This is a genomic window from Xaviernesmea oryzae (assembly GCF_900109605.1).
Classification (GTDB): Bacteria; Pseudomonadota; Alphaproteobacteria; order Rhizobiales; family Rhizobiaceae; genus Xaviernesmea; species Xaviernesmea oryzae.
Genome location: NZ_FOAM01000015.1, coordinates 1 through 25,592, shown reverse-complemented (window position 1 = coordinate 25,592; position 25,592 = coordinate 1). Strand labels below are relative to the sequence as shown.

Sequence of the window (25,592 nt, the reverse complement as noted above, 5' to 3'; positions counted from 1 at the left end):
AGCGGCAGGATCGCGCCGCCAGCCAGCCAGCCTATCACAGGACCGCTTCGATGACGCTTTCTCCGCAGCCCGCCTTCATCACCGACACGGAACGGCAGGAGCGGCTTGATCGGCTGCGCCATGCCATGGAGGCCAAGGGCATCGCGGCCGTGCTTCTGGGCTCCACCGACACCCTGCGCTATTTCACTGGGCTGGTCTGGCATGGCAGCGAGCGGCTGCTCGGGGCCCTGATCACCGCAGAAGACCTGATTTACATCGTTCCCGGCTTTGAGGAGAGCAAGGTCGAGACCTTGCCGCGCCTGGCTGGTCGCACCCTGCTCTGGCAGGAAGAGGAAAGTCCGGCCGCGCTGGTTGCCGGCCTTGTCAAAGGCCAGGGCCTTCTGGCGATCGATGACGCCATGCCGCTCTTCTTCTATCACGCGCTGGCAGCGACCTTGTCGCCTGCGCGGCTGGTTGACGCCGGGCCGCTGACGCGCCCCTTGCGGCGGATCAAGTCAAAGGCCGAGATCGACATCATGCGCTATGCCATGGGCCTGACGCTGGAGGTTCACAAGCGGGCGCATGCGATGATGGCGCCGGGTGCGCGCGCCTCCGAGGTCGTGCGCTTCATCGACGAACAGCACCGGGCTCTGGCCGGGCACGACTCGACCTTCTGCATCGTCTCCTTCGGGCAGGCCACGTCGCTGCCGCATGGCGCCGAGGGCGAGCAGGTTCTCGCCAAGGGTGATGTCATCCTCGTCGATACGGGCACACGCATCGACGGCTATCATTCCGACCTGACGCGCACCTATGTGCTCGATGAACCGGAAGCGGATTTCGCCGCCGCCTTCGCCATCGAGCAGGCTGCGCAGCAGGCCGTGTTCGACGCCGCGCAACTGGGCGCGCCGCTTGGATCGCTCGACGACGCAGCCCGCGCTCTTCTGGTGGAGAAGGGCCTTGGGCCCGACTATCGCTTGCCCGGCCTGCCCCACCGCGCCGGCCATGGCATTGGCCTGGAGATCCACGAGGAGCCCTATGTCGTGCGCGGCAACCAGACGCCGCTGCAGCCGGGCATGTGTTTCTCCAACGAACCGATGATCGTCTTTCCCGGACGCTTCGGCATTCGGCTGGAAGACCATATCTACATGACCGAGACCGGCCCGGCCTGGTTCACCGAGCCACAGAAGAGTGCGGTGAGCCCCTTCGCCTGAGCCCACTGGGCTTGAGACAAGCCCGCCTCATTCAATGGGGTCGCCCAGCCTCAGGGTGACGCGGTCGGCGGCAAAGGCGGTCACCGCATATTGCAGTGGCGCGCCTTCGGGCGTGGCGTTGAGCGCACGCGCCTCCATCACTACGGCGCCGGGCTTGAGGTCGAGCAGCCCGCGCTCGCGCTCGTCCGCCAGCCGCGCCGTCAGCTCCGTCGCGCGCCTGATATAGTCCTCTACGCCGAGATCCCGATAGGCGCGGGTGATCGAGCCGGTCTCGCGAACCCTCTCCGCCATCGCGGCGAAGCGTTGCGCATCGAAATAATTGGTGGAGTTGGAGAGCGCCACGCCATCGACGCGCGAGACGAGGACGAGACGCAGCACCGGATGCCCCTCGGCAAGCCCGAGTTTTTCGGCAACAGTCTGCGGTGCCGCCAGCACACCGTCCTCGATCACGGTCACCTGCCGCTCGCGGATCTGCCCCGCCAGCCCCTCGGAAAAACGCGTGCGCTTTGAGATCGGAAAGCTATAACGCTTCGGCGGGCGCACGCGGGTGCCGCGCCCCTGTACCGTCTCGATCAGACCTTCCTCTACCAGACCAGCCAAGGCGGCGCGCACCGTATGGCGGTTGACGGCGAAGCGAGCCGAGAGCGCCATCTCGCCGGGCATCAGGCCATCGGTGCCGAATTCGCCATCGACGATCGCCTGGCGCAGCCGGTCGGCGATCTGGCGCCAGAGCGCCACACCGCTGCCGCGATCGATCCCGTCCTTCGGCATCATGTCCATCCGCGGCCCCCCACCCTTTTTATCTGGCTGTCATGTCTTCGTCACGTTCTGGGATTAGACAGCACTCCTGTCGAGTTGTCTAGATAAATAGACAAATGGAGAGTGACCGTGGACAAGCCTCAGCCTCGTACCGCTTTCGCGCCTGCCAAGGAACCGGACACCGCGCAGGATGCCCAGGCGGCACGCCGCAAGCGCGCCATGGACAGCCTGGCCCGCAGCGATCGGGGCCGTCTTGAAGCCTTTCTTGCACGCGAAGCCGCCGACCTCGAGGTCCATGCCGTGCGCGGGCCGGAAACCGGTCTTGTGATGGTGCGCGGCCGCATCGGCGGCGGCGGCGCGCCCTTCAATCTCGGCGAGGCAACCATGAGCCGAGCAACAATCCGCCTTGCCGACGGCACCATAGGCCACGGGCAGCTGCTGGGCAGCGACAGGGCGCATGCCCGGCTCGCCGCCATCATCGACGCACTCGGCCAGCGCGCGGATTATGCCGCGCAAGTGAACGCCCTGGTGTCCGCAATCGAGGCCGATCTGACGGCTGCCGATGAGAGGCTGGCGGAAGAGACAGCCGCGACCCGGGTCGATTTCTTCACCATGGTGCGGGGAGAGGACTGATCATGCCAAAGACCGCCAAAGCCACTTATTACGGCGCTTTTGCCGATGCCGTGCTCGACGCCCAGGCCGCCTTCCGTGGGCTGATGGACGCAATGGCCCGGCCGGGCCGGATCCACCGCTTCGCCGAATTGGCCTCCCCGCCCGCCCCGCTCTCGCCGGCGCAGGGCACGATCGCGCTGACGCTGTTCGATCAGGACACGCCGGTGCATCTGACGCCAGCGCTTGCGGCCAGTGCCGTCGCCTCCTGGCTCTCCTTCCAGACCGGCGCGCCACTGACTGCAGACAGGTTGCAGGGCCGTTTCGCGCTTGTGGAGAAGGGCGTCGCTTTTCCGGCGCTGTCCGGCTTCGCTTTGGGAACGCAGGATTATCCGGACCGCTCGACCACGCTGATCGTCGAGCTGGAAGCGTTGGCCGGCGGCCCTGAGCGCTGCATCGCCGGACCCGGGATCGACGGGGAAGCGACCATGGCGCCTATCGGCCTGCCCGAAGCCTTCCCGGCACTCTGGGCTGAAAATGGCGCGCAGTTTCCGCGTGGTGTCGATCTCATCCTGACGGCGGGCGATGCCTGCCTGTGCCTGCCGCGCACGACCCGCCTTCTTGGCTGAGCCGCATCCTGGCGCTGCCGTCTCTGGCGGCCGCGCATCGTTTCAACCGCTTCACGGACATCCGGCCAAAAGCCTGGTCCGCCAGAAGGGAGGCATTTCATGTATGTCGCCGTCAAGGGCGGGGAAACCGCCATCGCCGAAGCCCATCGTCTGCTTGCCGACCGTCGCCGGGGCCCACGCGACCTGCCCTCGCTGACGCTTGCCCAGATCGCCGGCCAGCTCGCGCTCGCCGTCGACCGGGTGATGGCCGAGGCCTCGCTCTACGATCCCACCTTAGCCGCCCTCGCCGTCAAACAGGCGCGCGGCGACATGATCGAGGCGATTTTCCTCCTGCGCGCCTATCGCACCACGCTGCCGCGCCTTGCGATCTCGCAGCCCCTGGAAACCGCGGCCATGCAAATCGAGCGGCGCGTCTCCGCCACCTATAAGGACCTGCCGGGCGGCCAGTTGCTCGGCCCCACCTTCGACTATACCCATCGCCTGCTGGACCCCGCCCTGGCGGAGGCGGGGGATGAAGCCGCCGATGTGGCCGCCGCCACCCGCCGCCCGTCATCGGGCGAACGGGTGATGCGCGTGTCCGACATTCTCGACGGCGAAGGCCTGGTCGAAGGAGATGGCCATTTCGGGGCCGATCATGTCGCCGGCGACATCACCCGCGAGCCGCTGGAATTTCCCATGCCGCGCGACACGCGGCTTCAGGTTCTCGCGCGCGGCGACGAAGGCTTCCTGCTGTCGCTCGCCTATTCCACCCAGCGCGGCTATGCCCGCACCCATCCCTTCGTCGGCGAAATCCGCATCGGCCTGGTCGAGGTGGAGATCGATCTGCCGGAGCTCGGTTTTGCCGTCTCGCTCGGCCGGCTGCGGATCACCGAATGCCAAATGGTCAACCAGTTCAAGGGCTCGGCAAAGGAGCCGCCGCAATTCACGCGCGGCTATGGCCTGGTTTTCGGCCAGTCCGAGCGCAAGGCCATGGCCATGTCGCTGGTCGACCGGGCGCTGCGGGCCGGTGAATTCGGCGAGGATATCGTCGCCCCCGCACAGGACCAGGAATTCGTTCTCTCCCATGCCGACAATGTCCAGGCGACCGGCTTCGTCGAGCATCTGAAACTGCCGCATTACGTCGACTTCCAGGCCGAGCTCGACCTCGTGCGCCGCATGCGCGCTGATTATGAGGCCAAGCGCGCGGACGAGGCGAGCGACGAGGACGCCATCACCAGCGAGGCCGCACAATGAGCGCGATCGAGGGCATCGCCCGCACCAATTACGCCTATCTCGACGAACAGACCAAGCGGATGATCCGCCGCGCGATCCTGAAAGCCATCGCCATTCCTGGCTATCAGGTTCCCTTTGCCTCGCGCGAAATGCCCATGCCCTATGGCTGGGGCACCGGCGGCGTGCAGGTCACCGCCGCGATCATCGGGCCACAAGACCGGCTGAAGGTGATCGACCAGGGTGCCGACGATACCACCAATGCCGTCTCCATCCGCGCCTTCTTCGAAAAGGTCGCCCAGGTAACCGTCACGACCCATACGCGCGAGGCGACGATCATCCAGACGCGCCACCGGATTCCCGAAGCGCCGCTCGGCGAAGGCCAGGTGCTGGTCTATCAGGTGCCGATCCCCGAGCCCTTGCGCTTCCTCGAGCCGCGCGAGACCGAGACGCGGATGATGCATGCGCTGGAAGAATATGGCCTGATGCATGTGAAGCTCTATGAGGATATCGCCCGCAACGGCCATATCGCCACGACCTATGCCTATCCGGTGCAGGTGGCGGGCCGCTATGTGATGGACCCCTCGCCGATCCCGAAATTCGACAATCCGAAAATGGACCGCTCACCGGCGCTGCAGCTCTTCGGCGCGGGACGCGAAAAGCGGATCTATGCCGTGCCGCCTTTTACCGAGGTCAAGAGCCTGGATTTCGAGGACCATCCCTTCACCATCCAGCACTTCGACAAGCCCTGCGCACTTTGCGGCTCCACCCATTCCTATCTCGACGAAGTCGTCCTCGACGATCGCGGCGGGCGGATGTTCGTCTGCTCCGACACCGATTTCTGCGAGGAGCGGCGCGAGGCCGGCCATGTCGGTGAGTTGGGCGTGCCCGCCTGATGCTTCCCTCAGTCTTTCCGCAGCTCCCCAGGAGGAGATGATGAACGCCGAACAACCGCTTCTCAAGGTGAGCAACCTCTCGCGCTTTTATGGCGGGCGGATCGGCTGCCTGGACGTGTCCTTCGACCTCTGGCCCGGCGAGGTGCTGGCGATCGTCGGTGAGTCCGGCTCCGGCAAGACGACGCTGCTCAATTGTGTCTCCAGCCGGCTGCAGGCCCAGGCCGGCCGGGTGGAATACCGCATGCGCGACGGGCGTCTGCGCGCGCTCTCCGACATGGGCGAGGCCGAGAGGCGCTTCCTGATGCGCACCGACTGGGGCTTCGTTCACCAGAACCCGGCCGATGGGCTGCGCATGACCGTCTCGGCCGGCGCCAATGTCGGCGAACGTCTCATGGCGGTCGGCGCGCGCAATTACGGCCAGATCCGCGACACGGCGGTCGACTGGCTGGAGCGCGTGGAGATCAACACCGACCGGGTGGACGATCCGCCCCGCGCTTTTTCCGGCGGCATGCGCCAGCGCCTGCAGATCGCCCGCAATCTCGTCACGGCCCCCCGTCTTGTCTTCATGGACGAGCCAACCGGCGGCCTCGACGTCTCGGTCCAGGCGCGCCTGCTCGACCTCCTGCGCGGCCTCGTCAGCGATCTTGGCCTTGCCGTCATCCTCGTCACCCATGACCTCGCCGTTGCCCGGCTGCTCTCCCACCGGATGATGGTGATGAAGGACGGGCGGGTGATCGAGGCCGGACTGACTGACCGCGTACTCGACGATCCGCGCGAGCCTTACACCCAGCTTCTCGTCTCCTCCATCCTGCAGGTCTGACGCCTCTCTGTCCGAAGGGAACATGCCATGCCGACACCTCTCGTCGTCAGCGAGGTTCGCAAGAGCTTCACCATGCATCTGCGCGGCGGCCTGGTGCTGCCCGTGGTCGACAATGTCAGTTTCTCGCTCAAGGCGGGCGAATGCGCCGTGCTCGGCGGCCCCTCGGGCGTTGGCAAATCGTCGATCCTGAAGATGCTCTACGGCAATTACGCCATCGATGCCGGCCAGATCCTGATCGAGCATCAGGGGAGGCTGATCGACCTTGCCTCCGCCAGCCCGCGCGAGGTGATCGAGATCCGCCGCACGACGCTCGGCTACGTCAGCCAGTTTCTGCGCACGCTTCCACGCGTCGCGGCGATCGACGTGGTGGCCGAGCCGCTCATCGCCCGTGGCGAGGCGGCAGCAACCGCCCATGACAAGGCGGCCGAGCTCCTGGGCAAGCTCAATCTGCCGGAAGCACTCTGGCGCCTGCCGCCAGCCACCTTTTCCGGCGGCGAGCAGCAGCGCGTCAACATCGCCCGCGGCTTCATCACCGATCACAAAATCCTGCTTCTGGACGAGCCGACCGCCTCACTGGACGCGGCCAACCGCGCCGTCGTGGTCGACATGATCGCCCAGCGCAAGAAAGCCGGCACCGCCTTGCTCGGTATCTTCCACGATGACGACGTGCGCGCCCGCGTGGCCGACCGGATCATCGACGTTTCCGCCTTTTCCGCGAGAAAGACCGCCGCATGACCAAGCTCTCCGTCGAACCCCTGATCGACCCCACCGCCCGCGTCAGCGACTGCACGCTCGGGCGCTATACCGAAGTGGCGGAGGGATGCCGCATCTCCGAGACCGAACTCGGCGATTATTCCTACGTCATGGAGGGCGGCCGGGTCTGGTGCACGACAATCGGCAAATTCGTCAACATCGCCGCCGATGTCCGCATCAACGCCACCAACCATCCGATGCACCGCGCGACGATGCATCACTTCACCTACCGCGCCGGCGACTACTGGCCGGATGCGGAAAACGAGGCGGATTTCTTTGCTGCCCGCCGGGCCAAACGCATCCTCATCGGCCATGACGTCTGGATCGGCCATGGCGCGACGCTGGTGGCTGGCGTCACCGTGGGCAATGGCGCGGTCATCGGCGCCGGCGCGGTCGTCACCCGCGATGTCGCGCCCTATACGGTCGTCGGCGGCGTGCCGGCCAAGCTGATCCGTGAACGTTTCACGCCCGAGATCGGCGCCCGTCTCGACAGGCTCGCCTGGTGGGATTGGGAGCATGACCGCCTGCGCGGCGCACTTGAGGACTTCCGCAGCCTCTCGGCCGAAGAGTTCCTGATCAAATATGGCGGCTGAGGCCGCGCTTTCGCTCAGTTTTACAAAACTGACATCAAACTGACACGACCAGTTCACGGATCGGGTCAAAGGCATATTGCAGCCCATCCGATCCACTTAAAGAGCCGGCTCATGAATTTCGAGCTTCACCAGGTCACCCGACGTTTTCACGGCAAAACCGCCGTCGACGCCGTCAGCCTGACCATTCCGCATGGCCAGATGGTCGGCGTCATCGGCCGCTCCGGCGCCGGCAAGTCCACGCTCCTGCGCATGATCAACCGCCTGGTCGATCCAAGCGAAGGGGTCATCCGCTTTGGCGACACCGAGGTCTCCCGGCTGAAGGGCACGGCGCTACGCCGCTGGCAGAGCGACTGCGCCATGATCTTCCAGCAGTTCAATCTGGTGCCGCGCCTCGATGTGCTCACCAATGTGCTGCTCGGTCGGCTCAACCGCCGTTCCACCACATCGAGCCTGCTCGGCCTGTTCACCCGGGAGGAGCGCATCCAGGCGATCGCCGCTCTCGAACGGCTCGGCATCGAACAGACGGCGCTGCAGGCAGCCGGCACGCTCTCGGGTGGCCAGCAGCAGCGCGTGGCCATTGCTCGCGCGCTGATGCAGGAGCCGAAGATGCTTCTAGCCGACGAGCCGATCGCCTCGCTCGATCCGCTTAACGCCAAGATCGTCATGGACTCCCTCCGTGACATTAACGAGCGCGAGGGCATCACCGTGATCACCAATCTGCACACGCTCGATACCGCCCGAAACTATTGCGAGCGCATTGTCGGCATGGCCCAGGGCCGCGTCGTTTTCGACGGCCCGCCGGACGCTCTGACCGCCGAAGTGGTCGCGGCGATCTACGGCACGGGCCGCGATGGCGCCGGCATCGACGAAAGCATGACCTCCACCGCCCTTCCCGCCTCGGCCGCCCAGGCCGCAGGCGCCACCCCCTCCGCGCGCGAAAGCTCCATGGCCACCGCCTGAGAGCCCGCCGGCGCGGCGACTGCCACCCGCTCCCAAGGCGGGACGATATCTCATGATCCGCTTCCGGCATCATGCCGGACAAACAGGAGAGCCTCCATGTTGAAGAAGACCCTGCTCGCCGCCGTCGCGCTCGCCGCGCTCGCCGGCTCCGCTGTCGCTCAGGACCTCAAGGAATTCCGCGTCGGCATTCTCGGCGGCGAGAACGAAACCGACCGCCTGCGCAACTATGCCTGCTTTGCCGACCACCTGAAGAAGGAATTCGGCTTCGAGAAGGTTTCGCTCTTCCCGGCTGCTGATTATGACGGCGTCATCCAGGGCCTGCTCGGCGGCACGCTTGACTTCGCCGAACTCGGCGCGGCCGGCTATGCCAAGATCTATCTGAAGGACGCCAAAGCCGTCACCCCGATCCTGACCAAGCAGGAAGTCGACGGCGCCACCGGCTATTATTCGATCGGCCTCGCCCGCAAGGATTCCGGCATCAAGTCGATCGCCGACGCCAAGGGCAAGACGCTCGGCTATGCCGATCCGGATTCCACCTCCGGCTATCTCGTTCCGCTGACGCAGATCCCGAAGACGACGGGCGTTCCGAACGATAAGTATTTCGCCAAGACCCAGTTCAATGGCGGCCACGAGAACAACCTGCTCGCCGCCTATGACGGCAAGGTCGATATCGCCGTGGACGATTCCTCGGGCCTCGGTGATTTCAAGGACGGCTACACCTCCGGCACCTTCCACAAGGTCGTCGCCAAGGGCACGGTCGATCCGAACAAGCTGGTCGAAGTCTGGCGCTCGCCGCTGATCCCGAACGGCCCCTTCGTCGTTCAGAATTCGCTTGGCGACCAATGGAAGGCGAAGCTGACCAGCTTCCTCCTTGACCTGCCGAAGAAGGACGAGAAGTGCTTCTCGGCCATTGCCGGCGGCAATTACAAGGGCTTCGTCAAGGTCGAGCCGGGCTTCTACGACGCTATCATCGACGTTCGCAAGCAGTCGATCGGCGGCTGACGCGTCCGACCGCGCATTCGAGGCGGCCGCAGGAGCGGCCGCCTGTTCTCTCGGAAAGTCCCGCCATGGTTTCGTCCGCCGTTTCGCACGCCTCCCCCGTTGTGCATGCCGTTCACACGCAGTGGAGCCGCATGATCGCCACGCGACGTCTCTATACGGGCCTTGGTCTTCTGCTGCTGGCCTATGCCTTCGTCGCCTCGGTTCAGTTCGCCGACGAAAGCAATGCCGGCCACTTCTTCGACCGTTTGCCGCATCTGTTCGACTTCACGAGCTGGCTGATGCCGAGAGAATGGTCGGATGTCTGGCGCGCGCTGTTCGATCTGCCGAGCCTGCACGACACCGGCACCGAGGAATATAATTTCGATGTCGGCCGGGTCTATGTCTGGGGTTCTGTCTACATCCCCGAATATTTCGAGCTGATGTTCGTCACGCTCAACGTGGCACTGGTCGCCACATTGATCTCCTTCTTTGTCGCAGTGCCGCTCAGCCTGCTGGCGGCGCAGAATCTGTCACCGTCGCGGCCGCTCTGCTTCATGGCTCGGCGCGTCCTCGAATTCCTGCGCGCCTTCCCGACGATCGTGATTGCCGGCCTGTTTGCCGCCGTGCTCTCCATCGGACCCGTTGCCGCCATCATCGCCGTCTCTCTCCATGCGATCGGCGCCATCGGCAAGCAGTTCTACGAGGTGGCAGAGAATATCGACATGAAGGCGCATGAGGGCGTCGGCGCCGTCGGCGCCAACTGGTTCGAGCGCATGCGCTTCGCCGTGCTGCCGCAGGTGCTGCCGAACTATCTGTCCTATGGCCTGCTGCGCTTCGAGATCAATGTCCGCTCCTCCACCATCCTCGGCGCGGTCGGCGCCGGCGGTATCGGCGAGGAGCTGAAGCTTTCGATCTCGCGCGGTTTCGGCGCCAAGACGCTGGCGATGATGCTGCTTCTGTTCCTCACCGTCGTCGCGGTTGACCAGTTTTCCGCATGGCTCCGGCGCCGGCTGATCGGCGACGAGATCATCCATCAACACGTGTGAGCCGCCATGAGCCAGATCAACGCCGCCCATCGCCAGGAGATCGAAGCGCGCCATGCGCATCTCCTGAAGGACAAGCCGCTCCAGCGCTTCATGCCGCTGATCGTGCTGATCGCCACCCTGCTTTATGGCCTCTACGCCATCTGGTTCTTCGACATTCCGCGCATCGTCTCCGAAGCCCAGTGGGTGCGCATGGGCCTCTATCTGCGCCAATGGGTGAGCTATGACGTGCAGCCGGAATTCCGCTTAGGGAAAGACGGCATCACCATCCGCTATCCCCGCTTCTCGCCGCTCGGCGACGACCCGCATCCCGACTGGGTGATCAACCGGCCCGACGGGTCGAAGTTCATTCCCTTCGGCAGCGGCGGCGTCACCGTCGCGACGACGGGCACGACCATCGTGGCGCGCGGCGAAACCGTCCATATCGACGTGACCAGCGGCAAGCCGGTGATCCAAGGCAAGGCGCCGTCCTGGATGACCGTGTATGACGAGGACGTGCTGGCCGATCTCGGCTTTGCCGGCGATGTCAGCCTCTCGGCGGACCGTGTGAAGGTGCGCAAACGCTTCTTCGGCTGGCCGAATTTCCTGTTCGATACCGGTTCGCCCTTTTTCGGCAAGTCCTATGGCGAAACGGCGCGGCTGATCCTGTCCGGCGAACGGCTCGATCCGAGCCAGTCGAACCTCTCTCTGGCCTTCGACAATATCTGGAACAATGCCACATGGCAGCACGGCGATGTCTGGATCAAGCTCGCCCAGACGGTGGTCATGGCCTTTCTCGGCACTTTGCTCGGCGCGCTGCTCGCCTTCCCGCTGGCCTTCGTGGCGGCGCGCAACACCTCGCCCAACCGCTTCTTCGGCAGCTGCATCAAACGCTTCTTCGACTTCCTGCGATCGATGGACCTTCTGATCTGGTCGCTATTCCTCACCCGCGCCTTCGGTCCAGGACCGCTGGCAGGCAGCGGCGCGATCTTCCTCACCGAAACCGGCACGCTCGGCAAAGTCTATGCGGAAGGGCTGGAAAACATTGACCGAAAGCCCGGCGAAGGCGTGCAATCGACCGGCGCCTCGACGCTGCTCACCCATCGCTACGCCACCATGCCGCAGGTCGCGCCCGTCATGGCCGGCCAGACGCTCTATCAATGGGAATCGAACATCCGCGAAGCCGCGACCATCGGCGCGGTCGGCGCAGGCGGGATCGGCCTGAAACTGTGGGAAGCCATGCGCACCAATTCGAACTGGGCCAATGTCGCCTATATGGTGCTTCTGACGCTGCTGGTGACCTTCCTGTTCGACGTCGCCTCCAGCCGCCTGCGGCAGAAGCTGATGGGCACGGACCACCGCGCCTGACATAGTCGTACCGCCTTGAGTCGATAGAACCGCGATCATTGACGAGCGAGGCCACCGCCTCGCCCGAACAGGGACCGATTTCGAACCTTATCTTGTGGCTGACCCACATCCTCTGCTGAAACGGAAAGACTGCTCCATGACCTCCGAACTCGTTCTCACCAATGCCCGCATCGTCCTGGAAGACCGGGTGATGACAGGCGCCGTCCAGATCCGCGACGGCAAGATCACCGATGTGTCCGAAGGTCACGCGTCCACGGGTGAGAACATGGATGGCGACTATCTAGTGCCGGGCCTGGTCGAGCTTCATACCGATCATCTCGAAAGCCATTATTCGCCCCGGCCGGGCGTGCGCTGGTCGATGCTCTCGGCCATCCAGGCCCATGACGCCCAGATCGTCACCTCCGGCATCACCACCGTCTTCGATTGCCTGCGCATGGGGTCCGACGAGGATGGCGGCTTCCAGGCGGGCGAAATGCGGGAGATGGCGGATGCGCTGGCGCTTGCCGCGCGCGAGGACCGGCTGCGCGCCGACCACCTGATCCATCTGCGCTGCGAGGTTTCCTCGGCCGATGTGCTCGAACATTTCGAGGCGTTCCACGATGTCGAGGCCGTGCGTCTGGCCTCGTTGATGGACCATGCGCCGGGCCAGCGGCAGTTCCAGACGATGGAGCAATATACGCTCTATTACAAAACCAAGCGCGGCCTGTCCGACGAAGCCTTTGCCCAGTTCGTCGCCCGCCGGCAAGCGGCCTCGGCTCTTTATGCCGCTCATCACCGCGAGGCGATTGCGGCGGAATGCCATCGCCGTGGGATCACGATTGCCTCGCATGACGACGCCACACTCGATCATGTGGCCGAAGCCAAGCATTACGGCGTTCGGCTGGCGGAGTTCCCGACCAGCCTCGAAGCCGCAGATGCCTCGCATGCCGAGGGCATGAGCGTCTTGATGGGCGCGCCGAACATCGTGCGCGGCAAGTCGCATTCCGGCAATATCGCCGCGCGCGATCTGGCCGAGCGCGGCGTGCTCGACGTGCTCTCTTCGGATTATGTGCCGCTCAGCCTGATCCACGCGCCCTTCATCCTCGCCGAGAACGGCGACATGGATCTGCCGGCTGCCATTCGCCTGGTTACGGCCACGCCAGCCCGGACCGTCGGGCTGGACGATCGCGGCCGCATCGCCACCGGCCTGCGCGGCGATCTCGTGCGGGTGCGCCATCAGGGCGGCATGCCGGTGGTGCGCTCCGTCTGGCGCCAGGGTGCGCGCGTGGCATGAGCGCGCCGCATTCGCCAGCGCCTGGACGTCAGGCTGGAGAAGACCGGCGGTCGGGTCGCCTGATCGTCATCGTCGGCCCCTCCGGCGCCGGCAAGGATACGCTGATCGATCATGTGCGGGCTTTAAAGAGCCAGCAGACGGACGTCGACTTCGATGTGGTGCGCCGCGTGATCACGCGGCCGGTGGAGGCAGGTGGCGAGGCGCATCAGGCGGCCGATCCGCTTGATTTCCGCAGGATGAAGGATGAAGGGCATTTCTGCGTGTCCTGGGAAGCGCATGGGCTTGCCTATGGCATTCCCGTGGAAACCTGCGCGGCGGTGGCGGCTGGCGGCATTTGCTTGGTCAATGGCTCACGCCGCGCTCTGCCGCATTTCCGGGCGGTCTTTCCCCAGGTGGAAACCGTTCTAGTGACGGCCCGGCCCGCCATTCTGGCCGAAAGGCTGGCGGCGCGGGGGCGTGAAACCGTCGAGGACATTCGCGCCCGCCTGGAGCGGCGCGTGGAGGACCGGCCGGAGGATTACGATCTCGTTATCGCCAATGAAGGTCCGATTGAAGAGGGTGCCGCTCGTCTGCTGGCATTCCTGCGCCAGCCCGCGACAGTCGTCTCGGCCTGACGCTTGATAGCCGGCTCGCAGTCTGCGTGATGGGACCGGAGCGCATTTCAAAACATTCCGCCTCGCGGCGGATGTCCGCGCGAGGCCGATGTTGATACAGTCGGCCGGACAAGACAGCCGCTTGGCGCAGAAGCCGACGCGCCCCCCAATCCATCGTCCGTGTCAGTCATGGTCCTTGAGGAAGTCGGAAACGGTCTTCAGGCAGGCCTCCTTCTCTTCCACATGCGGCATGTGGCTCGACTCCTCGAACAGCACCCAGCGAATATCCGGCACGCGCTCGCGATAGGGGCGCACCACTTCCGGCGTCGCCTCGTCATGGGCGCCCGAGATCAACAGGGTCGGCGCCTCGATCTGGCCGAGCCGATCCTCGATGGTCCAGTCCTTCATCGTGCCGATGACATGGAATTCGGTCGGGCCGTTCATATGGCGATAGACGGTGTTGTCCTCGTCCATGGCGGCAAAGGTGCGGGCAACGTCTTCGGGCCAGGGCGTGACGCGGCAGACATGGCGGTCGTAGAAAACACGCGAGGCGGCGATATAGTCGGGATGGGTCAGCGTGCCCGCCGCCTCATGGGCAAGCAGCGTCGCCTGCACATCCTCCGGCAGGTCGCCGCGCAGGCGGTTCGCCTCGGCCACCCAGGTGTGCATATTGGCCGGCGAATTGGCGATCACCAGCGCCTTCAGCCCCTTCGGCTTGCGCACGGCATGTTCCGCGCCGAGCATGCCACCCCAGGACTGGCCGAGAAAGGCATAGCGCTCCTTGATACCGAGATGGGCAAGCAGCGCATCGAGCTCTTCCAGGAACAAGGCCGGCGTCCAGAAGTCGGCGCCCTTGTCCGGCAGATGGGTGGAGTTGCCATTGCCGAGCTGGTCGTAATGGATCACCGCGCGGCCGTCGAGCGCGCTGATGCCCTTGAAGCTGTCGACATAGTCATGGGTGCAGCCGGGGCCGCCATGAGCCACCACAAGCGGCAGACGCCCGCTCTCCAGATTGCCGGTGACGCGGTACCAGGTCTTGTAATCGCGGAAGGGCAGAAAGCCCTCTCTGGTTTTGACAGCGCTCAACGCCGCTCTCCCTTCTGATCGATGATCGGTGAGGCGAGCATAGGCGCGCGGCTCAGGCGGCGGCAGCTATCACAACTGATAGGGTGGCGGCGCTTCCTGATCGAGGAAAAGCCATATCGCCTTCCACCCGCTGACACCTACTGGCGCGGCGGATCGAACAGGCGGAAATAGGCGGCCTTTGCCACGGCCTGGGTGCGGTTCTTGGCGCCAAGCTTGCGGGTGGCGGCGTTGAGATGCATCACCACCGTCGGCACGGACCGGTCGATCAGGCGCGAGATTTCCTTGGCCGAGAGACCGTCGGCGGCATGACGCAGACATTCGCGCTCGCGCGCCGTGAGACGGCCGAGCCCATGGGCCTGGCGTGTGATCCGGTCGCTGGCTGCCCGCTGAAACAGATGGGCGATCAGGCTGAAGTCGCCGAGGCAGAGCCGCGCTTCCCGCTCCAGCCGCGCAGGATCACCGGCGCGAATGCCTGTCACCGTGGCGTAATCGCCATCGGGCAGATGGATCGGCACGGTGACGCCGGCCGTCAGCCCGCGCTCGGCCAGGAAATCGGCGACGCAGGCACTCTCCTCGTTCATGAAGGCGCGAATGCGCGTCTGCGCCTTGGGATCGTAGTTCCAGAAAAAGGGCGCGGTGGTGCCAAGCGCGACATGCTGAACCGGATCGTGCCGGAAATAGCCGCGACCGCACCAGTAATCGCGCATGGTCTCGTCGACATTGCGCAGTTCCAGAACCGTCGGGATCATGAGCGTGCCGTCGAGATCGTAGCGCGTGGGCGTATAATCATAGATCAACGTATCGAAGCCGAAGCTCTGGATCTCGTCGAACAGGAGATCGATCTGGCTGGCGAGGCTGCCACTGGTGGCGAAGCGCTCCTCGATATCGATGATGTCCATGGTCTCGTCTCGCTTTCGCGCCACCCTTTCGGCATTGCCGGATCGGCACGTTCTTCAGGCCAAGACCCTATCACTTCTGATAGCTGGTGTTGAGATGGATTTCCTCTAAAAAATAGGCTTGCATAAATGTTGTGCAGCCGATGAGCGGGAAGACCATGTGGCGTGAGATCGAGCCGGACGAGCGGCATGAGATAATGGTCGATGGGCATAAGGTCATCGCCTATGTCTTCGGCGAGGGACCAGAAACCCTGCTCTGCCTCAATGGCGGCCCCGGCCTTCCCTGCGACTATCTGCGCGAGGCGCATTCATGTTTGAAGGATCGCGGCTTCAAGGTCGTGGCCTTCGACCAGCTGGGAACCGGCGCCTCGGACCGCCCCGAGGATGAAGGGCTCTGGACCATCGCCCGCTATGTCGAGGAAACCGAAGCCGTGCGCCGGACGCTTCAACTCGGCCCGGTGCATCTGCTGGGCCATTCCTGGGGCGGCTGGCTTGGCATCGACTATGCGCTGACTTATCCGGATGCGATCAAGAGCCTGATCCTGGCCGACACGGTCGCCGACATGCCGCATCTGGTCAGCGAGCTCGAACGTCTGCGTGCCGCCTTGGGGGCGGAAACGGTGGCGATGATGCAGGCGCACGAGGCGGCCGGCACCTTCGACCATCCCGAATATCAGGCCGCCATCACGCTTCTGAACTACCGCCATGTCTGCCGCCTGCCGGACTGGCCGGCGCCGGTCAAGCGCTCGCTCTCGGACTGGAACATGGGGCCTTACGTCACCATGCAGGGTCCGAACGAGTTTCTCTATATCGGCAATCTCAAGGACTGGAACCGCATTGCGGACCTCAAGCGCATCGCCGCGCCCGTGCTGATTGTTGTCGGCGAACATGACGAACTGACGCCGGCCTGTGCGCTGAGGATGAAGACGGCCTTGCCGGCGGGCGCCACCATGAATGTGGTGCGCAATGCCAGCCACATGCCCTTCTACGAAAATCCCGAGGGCTATTATCCGCCGCTTCTCGATTTCCTCGCGCGCGTGTCGGGCTGACGATGCATCGTTACCGTTTCATCCTGACCCGCCCGCTCCAATTCCTGCCCGTGATCTTCGGGGTCAGCATCATCACCTTCGTGCTCGTGCGGCTGATCCCCGGCGATCCCGCCCGCGTGCTGCTCGGCGCACGCGCCACGCCTTCGGCGATCGCCAATGTCCGTGCCCAGTTCGGGCTCGATGAGCCGATCTGGGCGCAATATTTCTATTTCCTGCAGAATCTGCTGAAGGGCGAGATGGGCAAGTCGATCACCTATAAGATCGACGTCCTCCCGCTGATCGCCACCCGCATCGAGCCGACACTGGCGCTGGTCTTCTCCTCGGTCTTGTTGTCCGTGCTGATTGCCGTGCCCATGGCTGCGCTGGCGGCGCGCAATCGCGGCCGGCCGGTCGATCATCTCGTGCGCATCCTGTCGACCTTCGGCATCGGCTTTCCGCCATTCTGGGTGGCCTTGATGCTGATCCTGCTCCTGGCCATCGCTTTTCCCGTTCTGCCCGTTTCCGGTTATGGCAGCACGCTGGGCGATAAGCTCGTCCACCTGATCCTGCCATCGGTCACCATTGCGCTGTCGTTGTCCACCGTGCTGATGCGTTCTTTACGCGCCGCCATGGTCGAATGGCTGAAATCGGATGTCGCCACAGCGGCACGGGCGCGCGGCATGCCGGAGAGCATCGTCTTCTGGCGCCATGTCCTGCCCAATGCCGTGGCGCCGACCATCAATCTCCTCGCCGTCAATATCGGCTGGCTGATCGGCGGCACCGTGGTGGTGGAAAGCGTCTTCGCCATCCCCGGCATGGGACAGCTTCTGGTGCGCGCGATCTTCGCACGCGATTATATGGTGGTGCAGGGCGTGGCCATGGTCTTTGCCTGCGCCACTGTGCTCGTCAACTTCCTGGCCGACATCGCCACTGTCGCCGCAGATCCCCGGGTGAAGCTGTGAGCGCCGCCGTTGTGAAGCCCCGGCCGGCCACGCTCGTCACCGGCCTTACCATCCTCGGCCTGTTCGTGTTGATCGCCCTTCTGGCGCCAGTGATCGCGCCTTATGACCCGATCTTCCAGGATGCGGCAGCGCGCCTCCAGCCGCCCAGTTTCGTCCACCTGTTCGGCACCGACAATTTCGGCCGCGACATTCTCTCGCGCGTGCTGCATGGCGCCCGCATCGACCTGCAGATCGCGCTGATCGGCGTCGCCTTCCCCTTCGTTATCGGCACCGTCATCGGCGCACTGGCCGGCTTTTTCGGCGGGCTGGTCGATGCCATACTCATGCGGCTGATCGACATCATCCTCGCCTTCCCCTTCCTGGTGCTGATGCTGTCGATCATCGCCATCCTGGGGCCGGGCCTGACGAGCTTCTACATCGCCATGGCGCTGGTCGGCTGGGTCTCCTATGCGCGTCTGATCCGCGCGCAGATCCTGGTCTTGAAAAACAGCGACTATGCCATGGCCGCCGTCAGTCTCGGCTTTTCGCGCATGCGCATTCTCTTTCGCCATCTCCTGCCGAATGCGGTCGCCGGCTCGCTGGTCTTTTCCATGTCGGATGCGGTGCTGGTGCTGCTGTCGGGCGCCGCGATCAGCTATCTCGGGCTCGGCGTGCAGCCGCCCTTGGCCGAATGGGGCGTGATGGTGGCGGAAGGCCAGAGCTTCGTCACCCAGGCCTGGTGGATCACGCTCTTTCCCGGCCTGTCGATCGTGGTCCTCGCCTTCGGCTTTTCCATGGTCGGCGATGCGCTGGGCGAGCTGATGGGAGTGAACGAATGACCGACGCCCCCCTCCAGCTCAGCATTCGCGATCTCACGGTCACCGTCGAGGAGAAGACTGGCGCGCGAACCTTGCTCGACCGGGTCTCGCTCGACCTTGCCAAGGGTGAAGTTCTTGGCCTTGTCGGGGAAAGCGGCTCCGGCAAGAGCCTGTTCTGCCGGGCTCTGGTCGGCTTGTTGCCTTCACAATCCCTGCGGCTGGCGCAAGGCACGGTGCTGCTCGACGGCGAGGACATTGCCAAGGCCTCGCCCGAGGCGCTGCAGGCCATTCGCGGCGCGCGGATCGGCATGATCTTCCAGAACCCAACCAGCCATCTCGACCCCGTCATGCGCATCGGCGATCAGATCGTTGAAGGTGTGGCCTTTCATCAGGGCCTGAACCGGATGGAGGCGAAGGCCGCCGCGCTGGAGATCATGCGCCAGGTCGGCTTCACCGATCCGCCGCGCCAGTTCGGCAATTACGCCCATGAATTTTCCGGCGGCATGCGCCAGCGCGCGATGATCGCCATCGCGCTTGCCTGCAATCCGGAAATCCTGATTGCCGACGAGCCTACCACTGCGCTCGACGTAACCATCCAGGCCCAGATCCTCGACCTGCTGCTCGATCTCAGGAAGACGCGCGGCCTGTCGATCATTCTCATCACCCATGATCTCGGCGTGGTCGCCCAGACCTGCGACCGCATCGCCGTCATGCGCCATGGACGGCTGATCGAGATCGGCGAGAAGCGTACGATCCTCAAAAACCCACGCGAGGACTACACCCGTACCCTGATCGCCAGCCATCCCTCCATGCCAGCGGAGACCGCGCCAGCTGCGGCGCTGACGCAGGAGCCGTCGACGATCAAGCTTCGGCCGCTGGTCGAGATTGACGACCTGCATGTCCGCTTTCCGGTTGGTGGCGGCCTGCTGTCGCGCCGCAAGACCTTCAGTGCAGTCGGCGGCGTCTCGCTGCAGATCCTGCCGGGCGAGACCGTCGGCATTGTTGGAGAAAGCGGCTCGGGCAAATCGACGCTGGCGCGCGCCATGCTGGGACTGACGCCACTCTCCGACGGCCATGTCACCTTCGACGGCCACAGCCTTTCGCTGAAACGCGCCGAAACCCTGAAGGCCCTGCGCAGTCAGGCGGCCATGGTCTTCCAGGATCCCTATAATTCACTCAACCCGAGGCTGACGATCGGCGAGACTCTCTCGGAAGTGCTTCGGGTGCAGAAAAAGGTGCCGGACGCTGCCATACCGGCTCGCGTCGAGGCGCTGCTCGATCTGGTCGAGCTCGACCGCAGCTTTGCCGGCCGCAAGCCCCGCTCGCTCAGCGGAGGCCAGTGCCAGCGCGCCGGCATTGCCCGGGCCCTTGCGGTCGAGCCGCGCCTGATCGTCGCCGACGAATGCATCGCCGCGCTCGACGTCACCATCCAGGCCCAGATCGTCGCGCTCTTGCGCAAGCTGGTTTCGACCATGGACCTGACGCTGGTCTTCATTGCCCATGATCTCGCGGTCGTGCGCGCTCTTTGCCAGCGCGTCGTCGTCATGCATCACGGTCGCATCGTCGAGGAAGGCCCCTCCGAGACTGTCTTCGCCAACCCGCGCGAGGCCTATACCGCCGCGCTGATCGCCGCCATTCCCGATTTCGACCCCGACCGGCCGCTTTCGGGACGCTCCCTTCCCCTCCCGCCCCTCAAAGGACAGCCCGCATGAAACCGCAGATGTCGAAAGCCAAGATCGCCGCCTTCGCCGCCCTCCTGTCGCTCTCCGCCTCCTATGCCGAGGCCGCCGGCGTGCTGACCATCGGCCGCACCGAGGATTCCACCACCTTCGACCCGATCAAATCGGCGCAAAATGTCGATAATTGGGTGTTCTCCAACGTCTTCGACGTGCTGGTGCGCGTCGATCGCACGGGCACCAAACTGGAGCCGGGCCTGGCCGAAAGCTGGACGATCTCCGATGATGGCCTGACCTACACCTTCAAGCTGCGTGACGCGAAGTTCTCCGATGGCAGCCCGGTGACCGCCGAGGACGCCGCCTTTTCGCTGACCCGCATTCGCGACGACAAGGGCTCGCTCTGGTCCGACAGCTTCAAGATCATCGACACGGCGACCGCAGCCGATGCCAAGACCCTCGTCGTCAAGCTCAAGGGCAAGTCCGTGCCCTTCATCTCGATGATGGCGCTGCCGAACGCCTCCGTCCTGCCGAAGGCGGCGGTCGAGGCCAATGCTGACGCCTTTGCGGAAAAGCCTATCGGTTCCGGCGCCTTCACGGTCGAGGAATGGCGGCGCGGCGACCGGGTGATCCTCAAGAAAAATCCGAACTACTGGGACGCCTCCCATGTCAGCCTCGACGGCGTGGAATGGATCATCGTTCCCGACGACAATACCCGGATTCTGAACGTCCAGGCCGGCCAGCTGGATGCGGCGATCACCGTGCCCTTCTCCCGCGTTGCCGAATTGAAGAAGGATGAAAACCTGACCGTGCGCATGGATCCCTCGACCCGCGAGGACCATATGCTGATCAATCACGAGCATGGCGCGCTCGCCAAAAAGGAAGTCCGCCAGGCGCTCGACATGGCCATCGACAAGAAGGCGATCGTGGAAGCTGCCACCTTCGGCATCGGCGAAGTCGCCAATTCCTACATTCCCAAGGGTGCGCTCTATCACTATGCCGACAATCTCCAGCGCCCCTATGACCCGGAAAAAGCCAAGGAGATGCTGAAGGCAGCCGGTGCCGAAGGCCTGACGCTGAACTATATCGTCAATGCCGGCAAGGAGACCGACGAGCAGATCGCCGTGCTCATGCAGCAACAGCTGGCCAAGGCCGGCGTGACGGTCAACCTTCAGAAGGTCGATCCCAGCCAGAGCTGGAACATGCTGGTCGATGGCGATTACGATGTCTCGGTGATGTACTGGACCAACGACATTCTCGACCCAGACCAGAAGACCACCTTCACGCTCGGCCACGACACCAACATGAACTACATGACCCGCTACAAGAACGACCATGTTAAGGAACTGGTCGCCGCCGCTCGCCTGGAAACCGATCCGGCCAAGCGCGAGGCCATGTATGTCGAGCTGCAGAAGATCGCCAAGGACGACGTCAACTGGATCGATCTCTATTACAGCCCCTACATCAACGTGACGCGCAAGAACGTCACCAACTTCTACCAGAACCCGCTCGGCCGCTTCTTCCTGGAAGATACGGTCAAGAACTGACCGTCAAAAGGCACGCGAGCTGAAGAGCCTCATTTCTTCAGGCTCGCCCTGCGTTCCGTGTTCGTCACCGCTTGGCCGAAGCGCATGAGCACGACGCAGAACCCATCACAGCCGGCGCCTGCCGGCTGTGGCATGCGAGGCCAGAGAGATCACCACTAGGCAAGAGCATCGTGCCGAGATCGAAATCGGCGCGATGCTTTCGCTTTTCATTCGCAGCGGATGCATCGAAACCGGTTTGCGCTTCCCGGTTCGATGCTCTGAAACCTCTGCTCGAACGAAAAAGGCAGAGCCCGATTGCCGTCAGGGAAATTCATAATCAGTGTCTTACTTCCCGCAGCAGACAGCCATGCTTGGCTGAACCTGCAAAAGAAATCGGCACGGCCTTCAGAGTTCTTAAACCTTTTTATCCCACCAATTTAATCAGCATCGCGCAAGCGCAGGTCCTGTTTTGCACGACCTCCAGGCAGCCGCTGCTGGCAACCAACCTGACCGACGCCAGTCGGCTTGAAGGGGTGCGTGTTTACGGCGCGCAAAGCCAGATCTCGCTGGCTGCACGAAAGCATATTCGGCTTGATGACAGGACTTAAAAGAACACGTTCATTTAGGACATAGCAAAGCCGTTCGCAGCATATGTGCCGGCTTTGGATCGGGAGCTTTTTCCGGACCTGGCCAATCGGTGACGATGACGCGACAGGTCGGTAGCGCAGCAGACGGCCACCTCCGGCAGCGTCATGCACCGAGGTCTGCTTTCAACCTTGCGTGTCGGATTCAGGCCGATCGGACCTGTGCGACCGCAGTCGCTGTGAAAGCCTTTGCAGACAAAAGGATCGCCGCGAGCCTTCGCGTTGATCCGTCTTCATCACGGGCCGCCAATGATCGGCGGCTTTATCAGGGCATTCGGCGCTTCCTGGGCAGGCGGGCCGGCTGAACATCGAATGAGAGTTGCCATGACGGCTTCCGCTCTGAACGAGGCCATCGTTCTCGACAAATTGCGCGCCGTGCGAAAGACGGTCGCTATTTCCATTCCCGTCAACATCTTGTTGGGGATCGCCGCGCTTGCGGTCTCGATCTCGGCCGGCAAGGGTCAGGTCGGCGCCCTATGGTTTGCCTTCTCCCTGACCATCAACCTGGTGCGCCTGTTCTTCTGCCGCCAACCCATCCAAGGCGATCGCGCCGAGGGCGCTGCCGCAAGGCGCTGGTCGAGGACGGTGCGCCATAACCTTGTCCTGCACTGTGTCCTCGCCTTTCTCTCCGGCTTTGCCTGGGCGCTCATTCCGCTGCTGTGCGAGGGTTACACGACGCCGGAGACGATCTTCTACCTGACCGTGGTCTGCGGCATTACCGCCGGCGCGGTCACGCACGGCTTCGCCTATGCGCTCATCCCGATCTCCTTTATCACCCCGCCGCTCGTGTCGGTGATCGGTTGCCTGATCTACGCCGGCGGCTATGACCGCCATTGGCTGGCGGCCACGGTCCTCTTGTATCTGCTCGCCTTGATCCGCGGCGCGCGTGTCGGTGAAGCGCTGGTGACAAATGAAAGCCGGCTCAAAAACGAGGCGACCCTGCTCTCCCGCTCGCTGGAAACGGCCAATCAGCGCATCACGCTGTTCGCCCGGGAAATGCGAGAACGTGCCATCCATGACGAGCTGACAGGCCTCCTGAACCGGCGCGGTTTTGGCGAGGCGGTTCTGGCACGGACGGAGCTCGGTACCAGCCAGACGCTGTTCCTGCTGGACCTCGATGGGTTCAAGACGATCAACGACGCCTTCGGCCACAAGACCGGCGATATGATTCTGGTGGAAGTGGCCCGCCGCCTGACGGCCAATGTCCCCGCCGGCGCGGTGGTCGCGCGGCTTGGCGGTGACGAGTTTGCCGTGCTGATCGCCGATCCTCAGGCGGAGAACACCGGCGAAGCGCTCGCCTCTGCCTTGATCACCGCGATCGGCACGCCTTTCCCCAATCTGCCGGCGGGGCGCATTGGCGTCAGCATCGGCATCTATCATGGCGCGGATCGGGGTCTGGACGATCTTCTCGTTTCAGCCGACGTCGCGCTCTATGCCGCGAAAGCCGCTGGGCGAAATCGATATTATAGTTTTGACGAGACGCTGAGCCGCAAGGCGGCGATGACGCGCGATATCGAGCGCGATCTCTCTGCAGCCCTGGACGAGGGCGCAATCGTCATGTGGTATCAGCCGATCCTCAGCGATTGCGGAACGCAGTTGACCACGCTCGAAGCCCTGGTGCGCTGGAACCATCCCCGCCACGGCTTCATCCCGCCGATGGACCTGATCGCGGTTTCGGCGCTGGCCGGCCTTTCGGGGGAGTTGCTGCGCCATATCCTGCGCCAGGTCGCGCAGATGATCGGGGTCCTGAGAGCGCGCGGGCTGCACGACATCCGCATTGCCATGAATGTCTCGCCGCGCGACATGACCCAGATGCCGGTCGACACGCTCGTGCTCGACGAACTGGCCGCGCTTGACCTGCCGCCCGAGATGCTGGAGCTGGAGATCACCGAGGAGATCGCCATTGATCCCGCCGCCGTTCGCGGCAAGCTCAGCCGGCTGGCCGACGCCGGAATCCGCATTGCCATCGATGATTTCGGCACGGGCTATTCTTCGCTGAGTGCGCTGCAGACGCTCAAGGTCGACAGGGTCAAGATCGACAAGAGCTTCGTGCGCGACCTCTCCGCCTCCCCAGTCCATCAAGCCCTGATCGACGCGATCATGCGTGTGTCCCAACCCTTCGGCTTCGATGTGGTCGCCGAGGGCGTCGAAACACAGGCCGATCTCGACATCCTGCAAAAACTTGGCTGCACCATTGTCCAGGGCTATCACCTCGCCAAGCCAATGCCCCAAGACGACGCGCTGGCTTGGATTGAGCGCCATCACCAAGGGTAGCCGACGACGTTTTCGCGCCTATGCCCCAGTGCCGGGAGGGTGTGATCCTGAAGCGGATTGTGCTTGCTGCTGAATGCGGCAATCTCCACAGGAACGTGCACTATACTCGAAGAGGGTGGCTGGCATTTGCCGTGCCAGCCCTGCGCGGATTTGGCCCGCTTGTTGGGCACATCGCGCGACCCACTTCGACATCCGCGTCAACAGCAAGACACTGGTCGCACAAGCGCTACCGGCCTTGCTGCCGTTAGGCTGAGTTCTTACGTGCCTTCAAGCGATCTGGTGTCTATCGGCCGCCGTAGGATAGTGGAATTGATATCGACAGTCACAAGATCCAGTAGGCTGTTGTGGCTGACGCTCCAAGACATGCATCGAGCATGGAAGCTTCGATAGGGTGCGCCGCATGGGCTGCGTCAGAAGGCTTGACCAGCGATATGAGCCGACAGTGTGGCCTACGCTGCGCGACCATCTGATCTACGTGATATCCGTCCTTGCAGAATGATGGAATGGAGCTTTGGCGGTCATGATTTGATAAGGTGATCTTGGCCTATGCGGCTGACGGTCGCTAAAGCAGGTCGGCATAGCGGAATCCGACGAGGCCACGCTCTATCTGCGGCCGCCTGATGAACGTCTCCGCGCGCTTTGGGATTGACGTCCGATGAACGCAAAGAGCCTCCCGAGGGAGGCTTGTCACACTGAGATCGAGGGGGAATGTTTGGTTGCGGGGGCAGGATTTGAACCTGCGGCCTTCAGGTTATGAGCCTGACGAGCTACCGGGCTGCTCCACCCCGCGTTATCGCGTTTTTGCGTCAGCAAAATACGCCGCGTTTTTGCGTCAGCAAAATACGCCGCGTTTTTGCTTCAGCAAAATACCGCCCGATTTTTGCGTGAGCAAAATACGCCATGTTTTTTCTTCAGCAAATATTGGCGTCCGGTCGCGTTTTTGCGTGAGCAACATACGGTTGGTTTGCCCGGAGGCCGACGGCATTTGCCGTTTTCCATAGCGTTGGTTTTATGTTTGTTTTGTGAGTTTTGTTTTCTTGCGCTTAGCAGA

The 25,592-nt window shown here is 63.7% G+C and carries 25 protein-coding genes and 1 tRNA gene; 21 read left to right on the top strand and 5 right to left on the bottom strand.

The genetic code is table 11. From position 1 onward, the window contains the following. Positions 1 to 50: 50 nt before the first annotated feature. Positions 51 to 1,190, top strand: coding sequence for a M24 family metallopeptidase (locus BMX61_RS17765; protein ID WP_075625729.1), 1,140 nt, complete (start codon positions 51 to 53; stop codon positions 1,188 to 1,190). Between the two features lie 27 nt (positions 1,191 to 1,217). On the opposite strand, the gene phnF is transcribed toward BMX61_RS17765, so the two are convergent. Continuing rightward, a complete protein-coding gene (gene phnF, locus BMX61_RS17760) occupies positions 1,218 to 1,970 on the bottom strand; it encodes a phosphonate metabolism transcriptional regulator PhnF (protein WP_234794728.1) in 753 nt (250 codons plus the stop codon). Positions 1,971 to 2,078: 108 nt separating this feature from the next. Between phnF and phnG the strand changes: the two genes are divergently transcribed. The 13 genes from phnG to phnN all read left to right on the top strand — a co-directional run bounded on the left by phnG (position 2,079) and on the right by phnN (position 13,676). Next, complete coding sequence (gene phnG / locus BMX61_RS17755; RefSeq protein WP_075625728.1) at positions 2,079 to 2,582, top strand: phosphonate C-P lyase system protein PhnG; 504 nt, start codon at positions 2,079 to 2,081, stop codon at positions 2,580 to 2,582. Between the two features lie 2 nt (positions 2,583 to 2,584). After that, positions 2,585 to 3,187: a phosphonate C-P lyase system protein PhnH gene (gene phnH, locus BMX61_RS17750; RefSeq protein WP_075625727.1), complete on the top strand. Its 603-nt coding sequence runs from the start codon at positions 2,585 to 2,587 to the stop codon at positions 3,185 to 3,187. A gap of 99 nt (positions 3,188 to 3,286) precedes the next feature. Further along, complete coding sequence (locus tag BMX61_RS17745) at positions 3,287 to 4,420, top strand: carbon-phosphorus lyase complex subunit (protein ID WP_075625726.1); 1,134 nt, start codon at positions 3,287 to 3,289, stop codon at positions 4,418 to 4,420. Beyond that, positions 4,417 to 5,292, top strand: a complete 876-nt coding sequence (locus BMX61_RS17740) for an alpha-D-ribose 1-methylphosphonate 5-phosphate C-P-lyase PhnJ (protein ID WP_075625725.1) — start codon at positions 4,417 to 4,419, stop codon at positions 5,290 to 5,292. Before BMX61_RS17745 ends, BMX61_RS17740 begins: the two co-directional genes overlap by 4 nt. A 40-nt stretch (positions 5,293 to 5,332) precedes the next feature. Beyond that, positions 5,333 to 6,112 carry a phosphonate C-P lyase system protein PhnK gene (gene phnK / locus BMX61_RS17735; protein ID WP_075625724.1) on the top strand — a complete coding sequence of 260 codons (780 nt, stop codon included), beginning with the start codon at positions 5,333 to 5,335 and terminating at the stop codon, positions 6,110 to 6,112. 27 nt (positions 6,113 to 6,139) lie between these two features. Beyond that, positions 6,140 to 6,847, top strand: a complete 708-nt coding sequence (gene phnL / locus BMX61_RS17730; RefSeq protein ID WP_075625723.1) for a phosphonate C-P lyase system protein PhnL — start codon at positions 6,140 to 6,142, stop codon at positions 6,845 to 6,847. Then, positions 6,844 to 7,458 carry a DapH/DapD/GlmU-related protein gene (locus BMX61_RS17725; protein WP_075625722.1) on the top strand — a complete coding sequence of 205 codons (615 nt, stop codon included), beginning with the start codon at positions 6,844 to 6,846 and terminating at the stop codon, positions 7,456 to 7,458. Before phnL ends, BMX61_RS17725 begins: the two co-directional genes overlap by 4 nt. A 111-nt stretch (positions 7,459 to 7,569) precedes the next feature. Further along, a complete protein-coding gene (gene phnC, locus BMX61_RS17720) occupies positions 7,570 to 8,418 on the top strand; it encodes a phosphonate ABC transporter ATP-binding protein (protein ID WP_075625721.1) in 849 nt (282 codons plus the stop codon). 96 nt (positions 8,419 to 8,514) lie between these two features. After that, the gene (gene phnD, locus BMX61_RS17715) at positions 8,515 to 9,420 is read left to right on the top strand and encodes a phosphonate ABC transporter substrate-binding protein (protein ID WP_075625720.1); all 906 of its coding nucleotides are present in this window, start codon (positions 8,515 to 8,517) and stop codon (positions 9,418 to 9,420) included. Positions 9,421 to 9,485: 65 nt separating this feature from the next. Then, positions 9,486 to 10,445, top strand: a complete 960-nt coding sequence (phnE, locus tag BMX61_RS17710; RefSeq protein WP_075625719.1) for a phosphonate ABC transporter, permease protein PhnE — start codon at positions 9,486 to 9,488, stop codon at positions 10,443 to 10,445. 6 nt (positions 10,446 to 10,451) lie between these two features. Beyond that, the gene (phnE, locus tag BMX61_RS17705; RefSeq protein ID WP_075625718.1) at positions 10,452 to 11,789 is read left to right on the top strand and encodes a phosphonate ABC transporter, permease protein PhnE; all 1,338 of its coding nucleotides are present in this window, start codon (positions 10,452 to 10,454) and stop codon (positions 11,787 to 11,789) included. A gap of 136 nt (positions 11,790 to 11,925) precedes the next feature. Beyond that, positions 11,926 to 13,062 (top strand): alpha-D-ribose 1-methylphosphonate 5-triphosphate diphosphatase, encoded by a 1,137-nt coding sequence (locus BMX61_RS17700; protein ID WP_075625717.1) that lies wholly within the window; start codon positions 11,926 to 11,928, stop codon positions 13,060 to 13,062. Continuing rightward, complete coding sequence (gene phnN / locus BMX61_RS17695; RefSeq protein ID WP_075625716.1) at positions 13,059 to 13,676, top strand: phosphonate metabolism protein/1,5-bisphosphokinase (PRPP-forming) PhnN; 618 nt, start codon at positions 13,059 to 13,061, stop codon at positions 13,674 to 13,676. The genes BMX61_RS17700 and phnN overlap by 4 nt, the downstream gene beginning before the upstream one ends. Positions 13,677 to 13,838: 162 nt before the next feature. Here the strand turns inward: phnN and BMX61_RS17690 are convergent, their stop codons facing one another. Beyond that, on the bottom strand, positions 13,839 to 14,741 hold the full coding sequence (locus BMX61_RS17690; protein ID WP_075625715.1) for a proline iminopeptidase-family hydrolase: 903 nt from the start codon (positions 14,739 to 14,741) through the stop codon (positions 13,839 to 13,841). Positions 14,742 to 14,878: 137 nt separating this feature from the next. Then, positions 14,879 to 15,640: a LuxR family transcriptional regulator gene (locus BMX61_RS17685; protein WP_075625714.1), complete on the bottom strand. Its 762-nt coding sequence runs from the start codon at positions 15,638 to 15,640 to the stop codon at positions 14,879 to 14,881. Positions 15,641 to 15,795: 155 nt separating this feature from the next. Here BMX61_RS17685 and BMX61_RS17680 point away from each other — a divergent pair, with 155 nt between their 5' ends. From BMX61_RS17680 to BMX61_RS17655, 7 genes are all read left to right on the top strand, one after another. Beyond that, complete coding sequence (locus tag BMX61_RS17680) at positions 15,796 to 16,686, top strand: proline iminopeptidase-family hydrolase (protein WP_075625713.1); 891 nt, start codon at positions 15,796 to 15,798, stop codon at positions 16,684 to 16,686. A 2-nt stretch (positions 16,687 to 16,688) separates the two neighbouring features. Beyond that, a complete protein-coding gene (locus BMX61_RS17675) occupies positions 16,689 to 17,627 on the top strand; it encodes an ABC transporter permease (protein WP_075625712.1) in 939 nt (312 codons plus the stop codon). Then, the gene (locus BMX61_RS17670) at positions 17,624 to 18,445 is read left to right on the top strand and encodes an ABC transporter permease (protein WP_075625711.1); all 822 of its coding nucleotides are present in this window, start codon (positions 17,624 to 17,626) and stop codon (positions 18,443 to 18,445) included. The genes BMX61_RS17675 and BMX61_RS17670 overlap by 4 nt, the downstream gene beginning before the upstream one ends. Then, positions 18,442 to 20,136: a dipeptide ABC transporter ATP-binding protein gene (locus tag BMX61_RS17665; RefSeq protein WP_075625710.1), complete on the top strand. Its 1,695-nt coding sequence runs from the start codon at positions 18,442 to 18,444 to the stop codon at positions 20,134 to 20,136. Before BMX61_RS17670 ends, BMX61_RS17665 begins: the two co-directional genes overlap by 4 nt. Next, a complete protein-coding gene (locus BMX61_RS17660) occupies positions 20,133 to 21,644 on the top strand; it encodes an ABC transporter substrate-binding protein (protein ID WP_075625709.1) in 1,512 nt (503 codons plus the stop codon). The genes BMX61_RS17665 and BMX61_RS17660 overlap by 4 nt, the downstream gene beginning before the upstream one ends. Positions 21,645 to 21,994: 350 nt before the next feature. Further along, entirely contained in the window at positions 21,995 to 22,231 is a 237-nt protein-coding gene (locus BMX61_RS24375) for a hypothetical protein (protein WP_139198956.1), read from the top strand. A gap of 360 nt (positions 22,232 to 22,591) precedes the next feature. Next, complete coding sequence (locus tag BMX61_RS17655) at positions 22,592 to 24,541, top strand: putative bifunctional diguanylate cyclase/phosphodiesterase (protein WP_234794727.1); 1,950 nt, start codon at positions 22,592 to 22,594, stop codon at positions 24,539 to 24,541. Between the two features lie 713 nt (positions 24,542 to 25,254). Here BMX61_RS17655 and BMX61_RS17650 read toward each other — a convergent pair. Continuing rightward, positions 25,255 to 25,331 (bottom strand) — tRNA-Met (locus BMX61_RS17650). A gap of 68 nt (positions 25,332 to 25,399) precedes the next feature. Further along, positions 25,400 to 25,592 (bottom strand): hypothetical protein (locus BMX61_RS24780; protein WP_210186278.1); only part of this gene is annotated, 193 nt, incomplete at its 5' end.

Coding starts and splice junctions, on each gene's coding strand:
- BMX61_RS17765 (WP_075625729.1), top strand. CDS start 51: ATGACGCTTTCTCCGCAGCCCGCCTTCATCACCGACACGGAACGGCAG.
- phnN (WP_075625716.1), top strand. CDS start 13,059: ATGAGCGCGCCGCATTCGCCAGCGCCTGGACGTCAGGCTGGAGAAGAC.
- BMX61_RS17685 (WP_075625714.1), bottom strand. CDS start 15,640: ATGGACATCATCGATATCGAGGAGCGCTTCGCCACCAGTGGCAGCCTC.
- BMX61_RS17740 (WP_075625725.1), top strand. CDS start 4,417: ATGAGCGCGATCGAGGGCATCGCCCGCACCAATTACGCCTATCTCGAC.
- BMX61_RS17665 (WP_075625710.1), top strand. CDS start 18,442: ATGACCGACGCCCCCCTCCAGCTCAGCATTCGCGATCTCACGGTCACC.
- BMX61_RS17725 (WP_075625722.1), top strand. CDS start 6,844: ATGACCAAGCTCTCCGTCGAACCCCTGATCGACCCCACCGCCCGCGTC.
- phnC (WP_075625721.1), top strand. CDS start 7,570: ATGAATTTCGAGCTTCACCAGGTCACCCGACGTTTTCACGGCAAAACC.
- BMX61_RS17675 (WP_075625712.1), top strand. CDS start 16,689: ATGCATCGTTACCGTTTCATCCTGACCCGCCCGCTCCAATTCCTGCCC.
- phnE (WP_075625718.1), top strand. CDS start 10,452: ATGAGCCAGATCAACGCCGCCCATCGCCAGGAGATCGAAGCGCGCCAT.
- BMX61_RS17680 (WP_075625713.1), top strand. CDS start 15,796: ATGTGGCGTGAGATCGAGCCGGACGAGCGGCATGAGATAATGGTCGAT.
- phnH (WP_075625727.1), top strand. CDS start 2,585: ATGCCAAAGACCGCCAAAGCCACTTATTACGGCGCTTTTGCCGATGCC.
- phnD (WP_075625720.1), top strand. CDS start 8,515: ATGTTGAAGAAGACCCTGCTCGCCGCCGTCGCGCTCGCCGCGCTCGCC.
- phnE (WP_075625719.1), top strand. CDS start 9,486: ATGGTTTCGTCCGCCGTTTCGCACGCCTCCCCCGTTGTGCATGCCGTT.
- BMX61_RS17660 (WP_075625709.1), top strand. CDS start 20,133: ATGAAACCGCAGATGTCGAAAGCCAAGATCGCCGCCTTCGCCGCCCTC.
- BMX61_RS17655 (WP_234794727.1), top strand. CDS start 22,592: ATGACGGCTTCCGCTCTGAACGAGGCCATCGTTCTCGACAAATTGCGC.
- phnF (WP_234794728.1), bottom strand. CDS start 1,970: ATGGACATGATGCCGAAGGACGGGATCGATCGCGGCAGCGGTGTGGCG.
- BMX61_RS17700 (WP_075625717.1), top strand. CDS start 11,926: ATGACCTCCGAACTCGTTCTCACCAATGCCCGCATCGTCCTGGAAGAC.
- phnK (WP_075625724.1), top strand. CDS start 5,333: ATGAACGCCGAACAACCGCTTCTCAAGGTGAGCAACCTCTCGCGCTTT.
- BMX61_RS17745 (WP_075625726.1), top strand. CDS start 3,287: ATGTATGTCGCCGTCAAGGGCGGGGAAACCGCCATCGCCGAAGCCCAT.
- phnL (WP_075625723.1), top strand. CDS start 6,140: ATGCCGACACCTCTCGTCGTCAGCGAGGTTCGCAAGAGCTTCACCATG.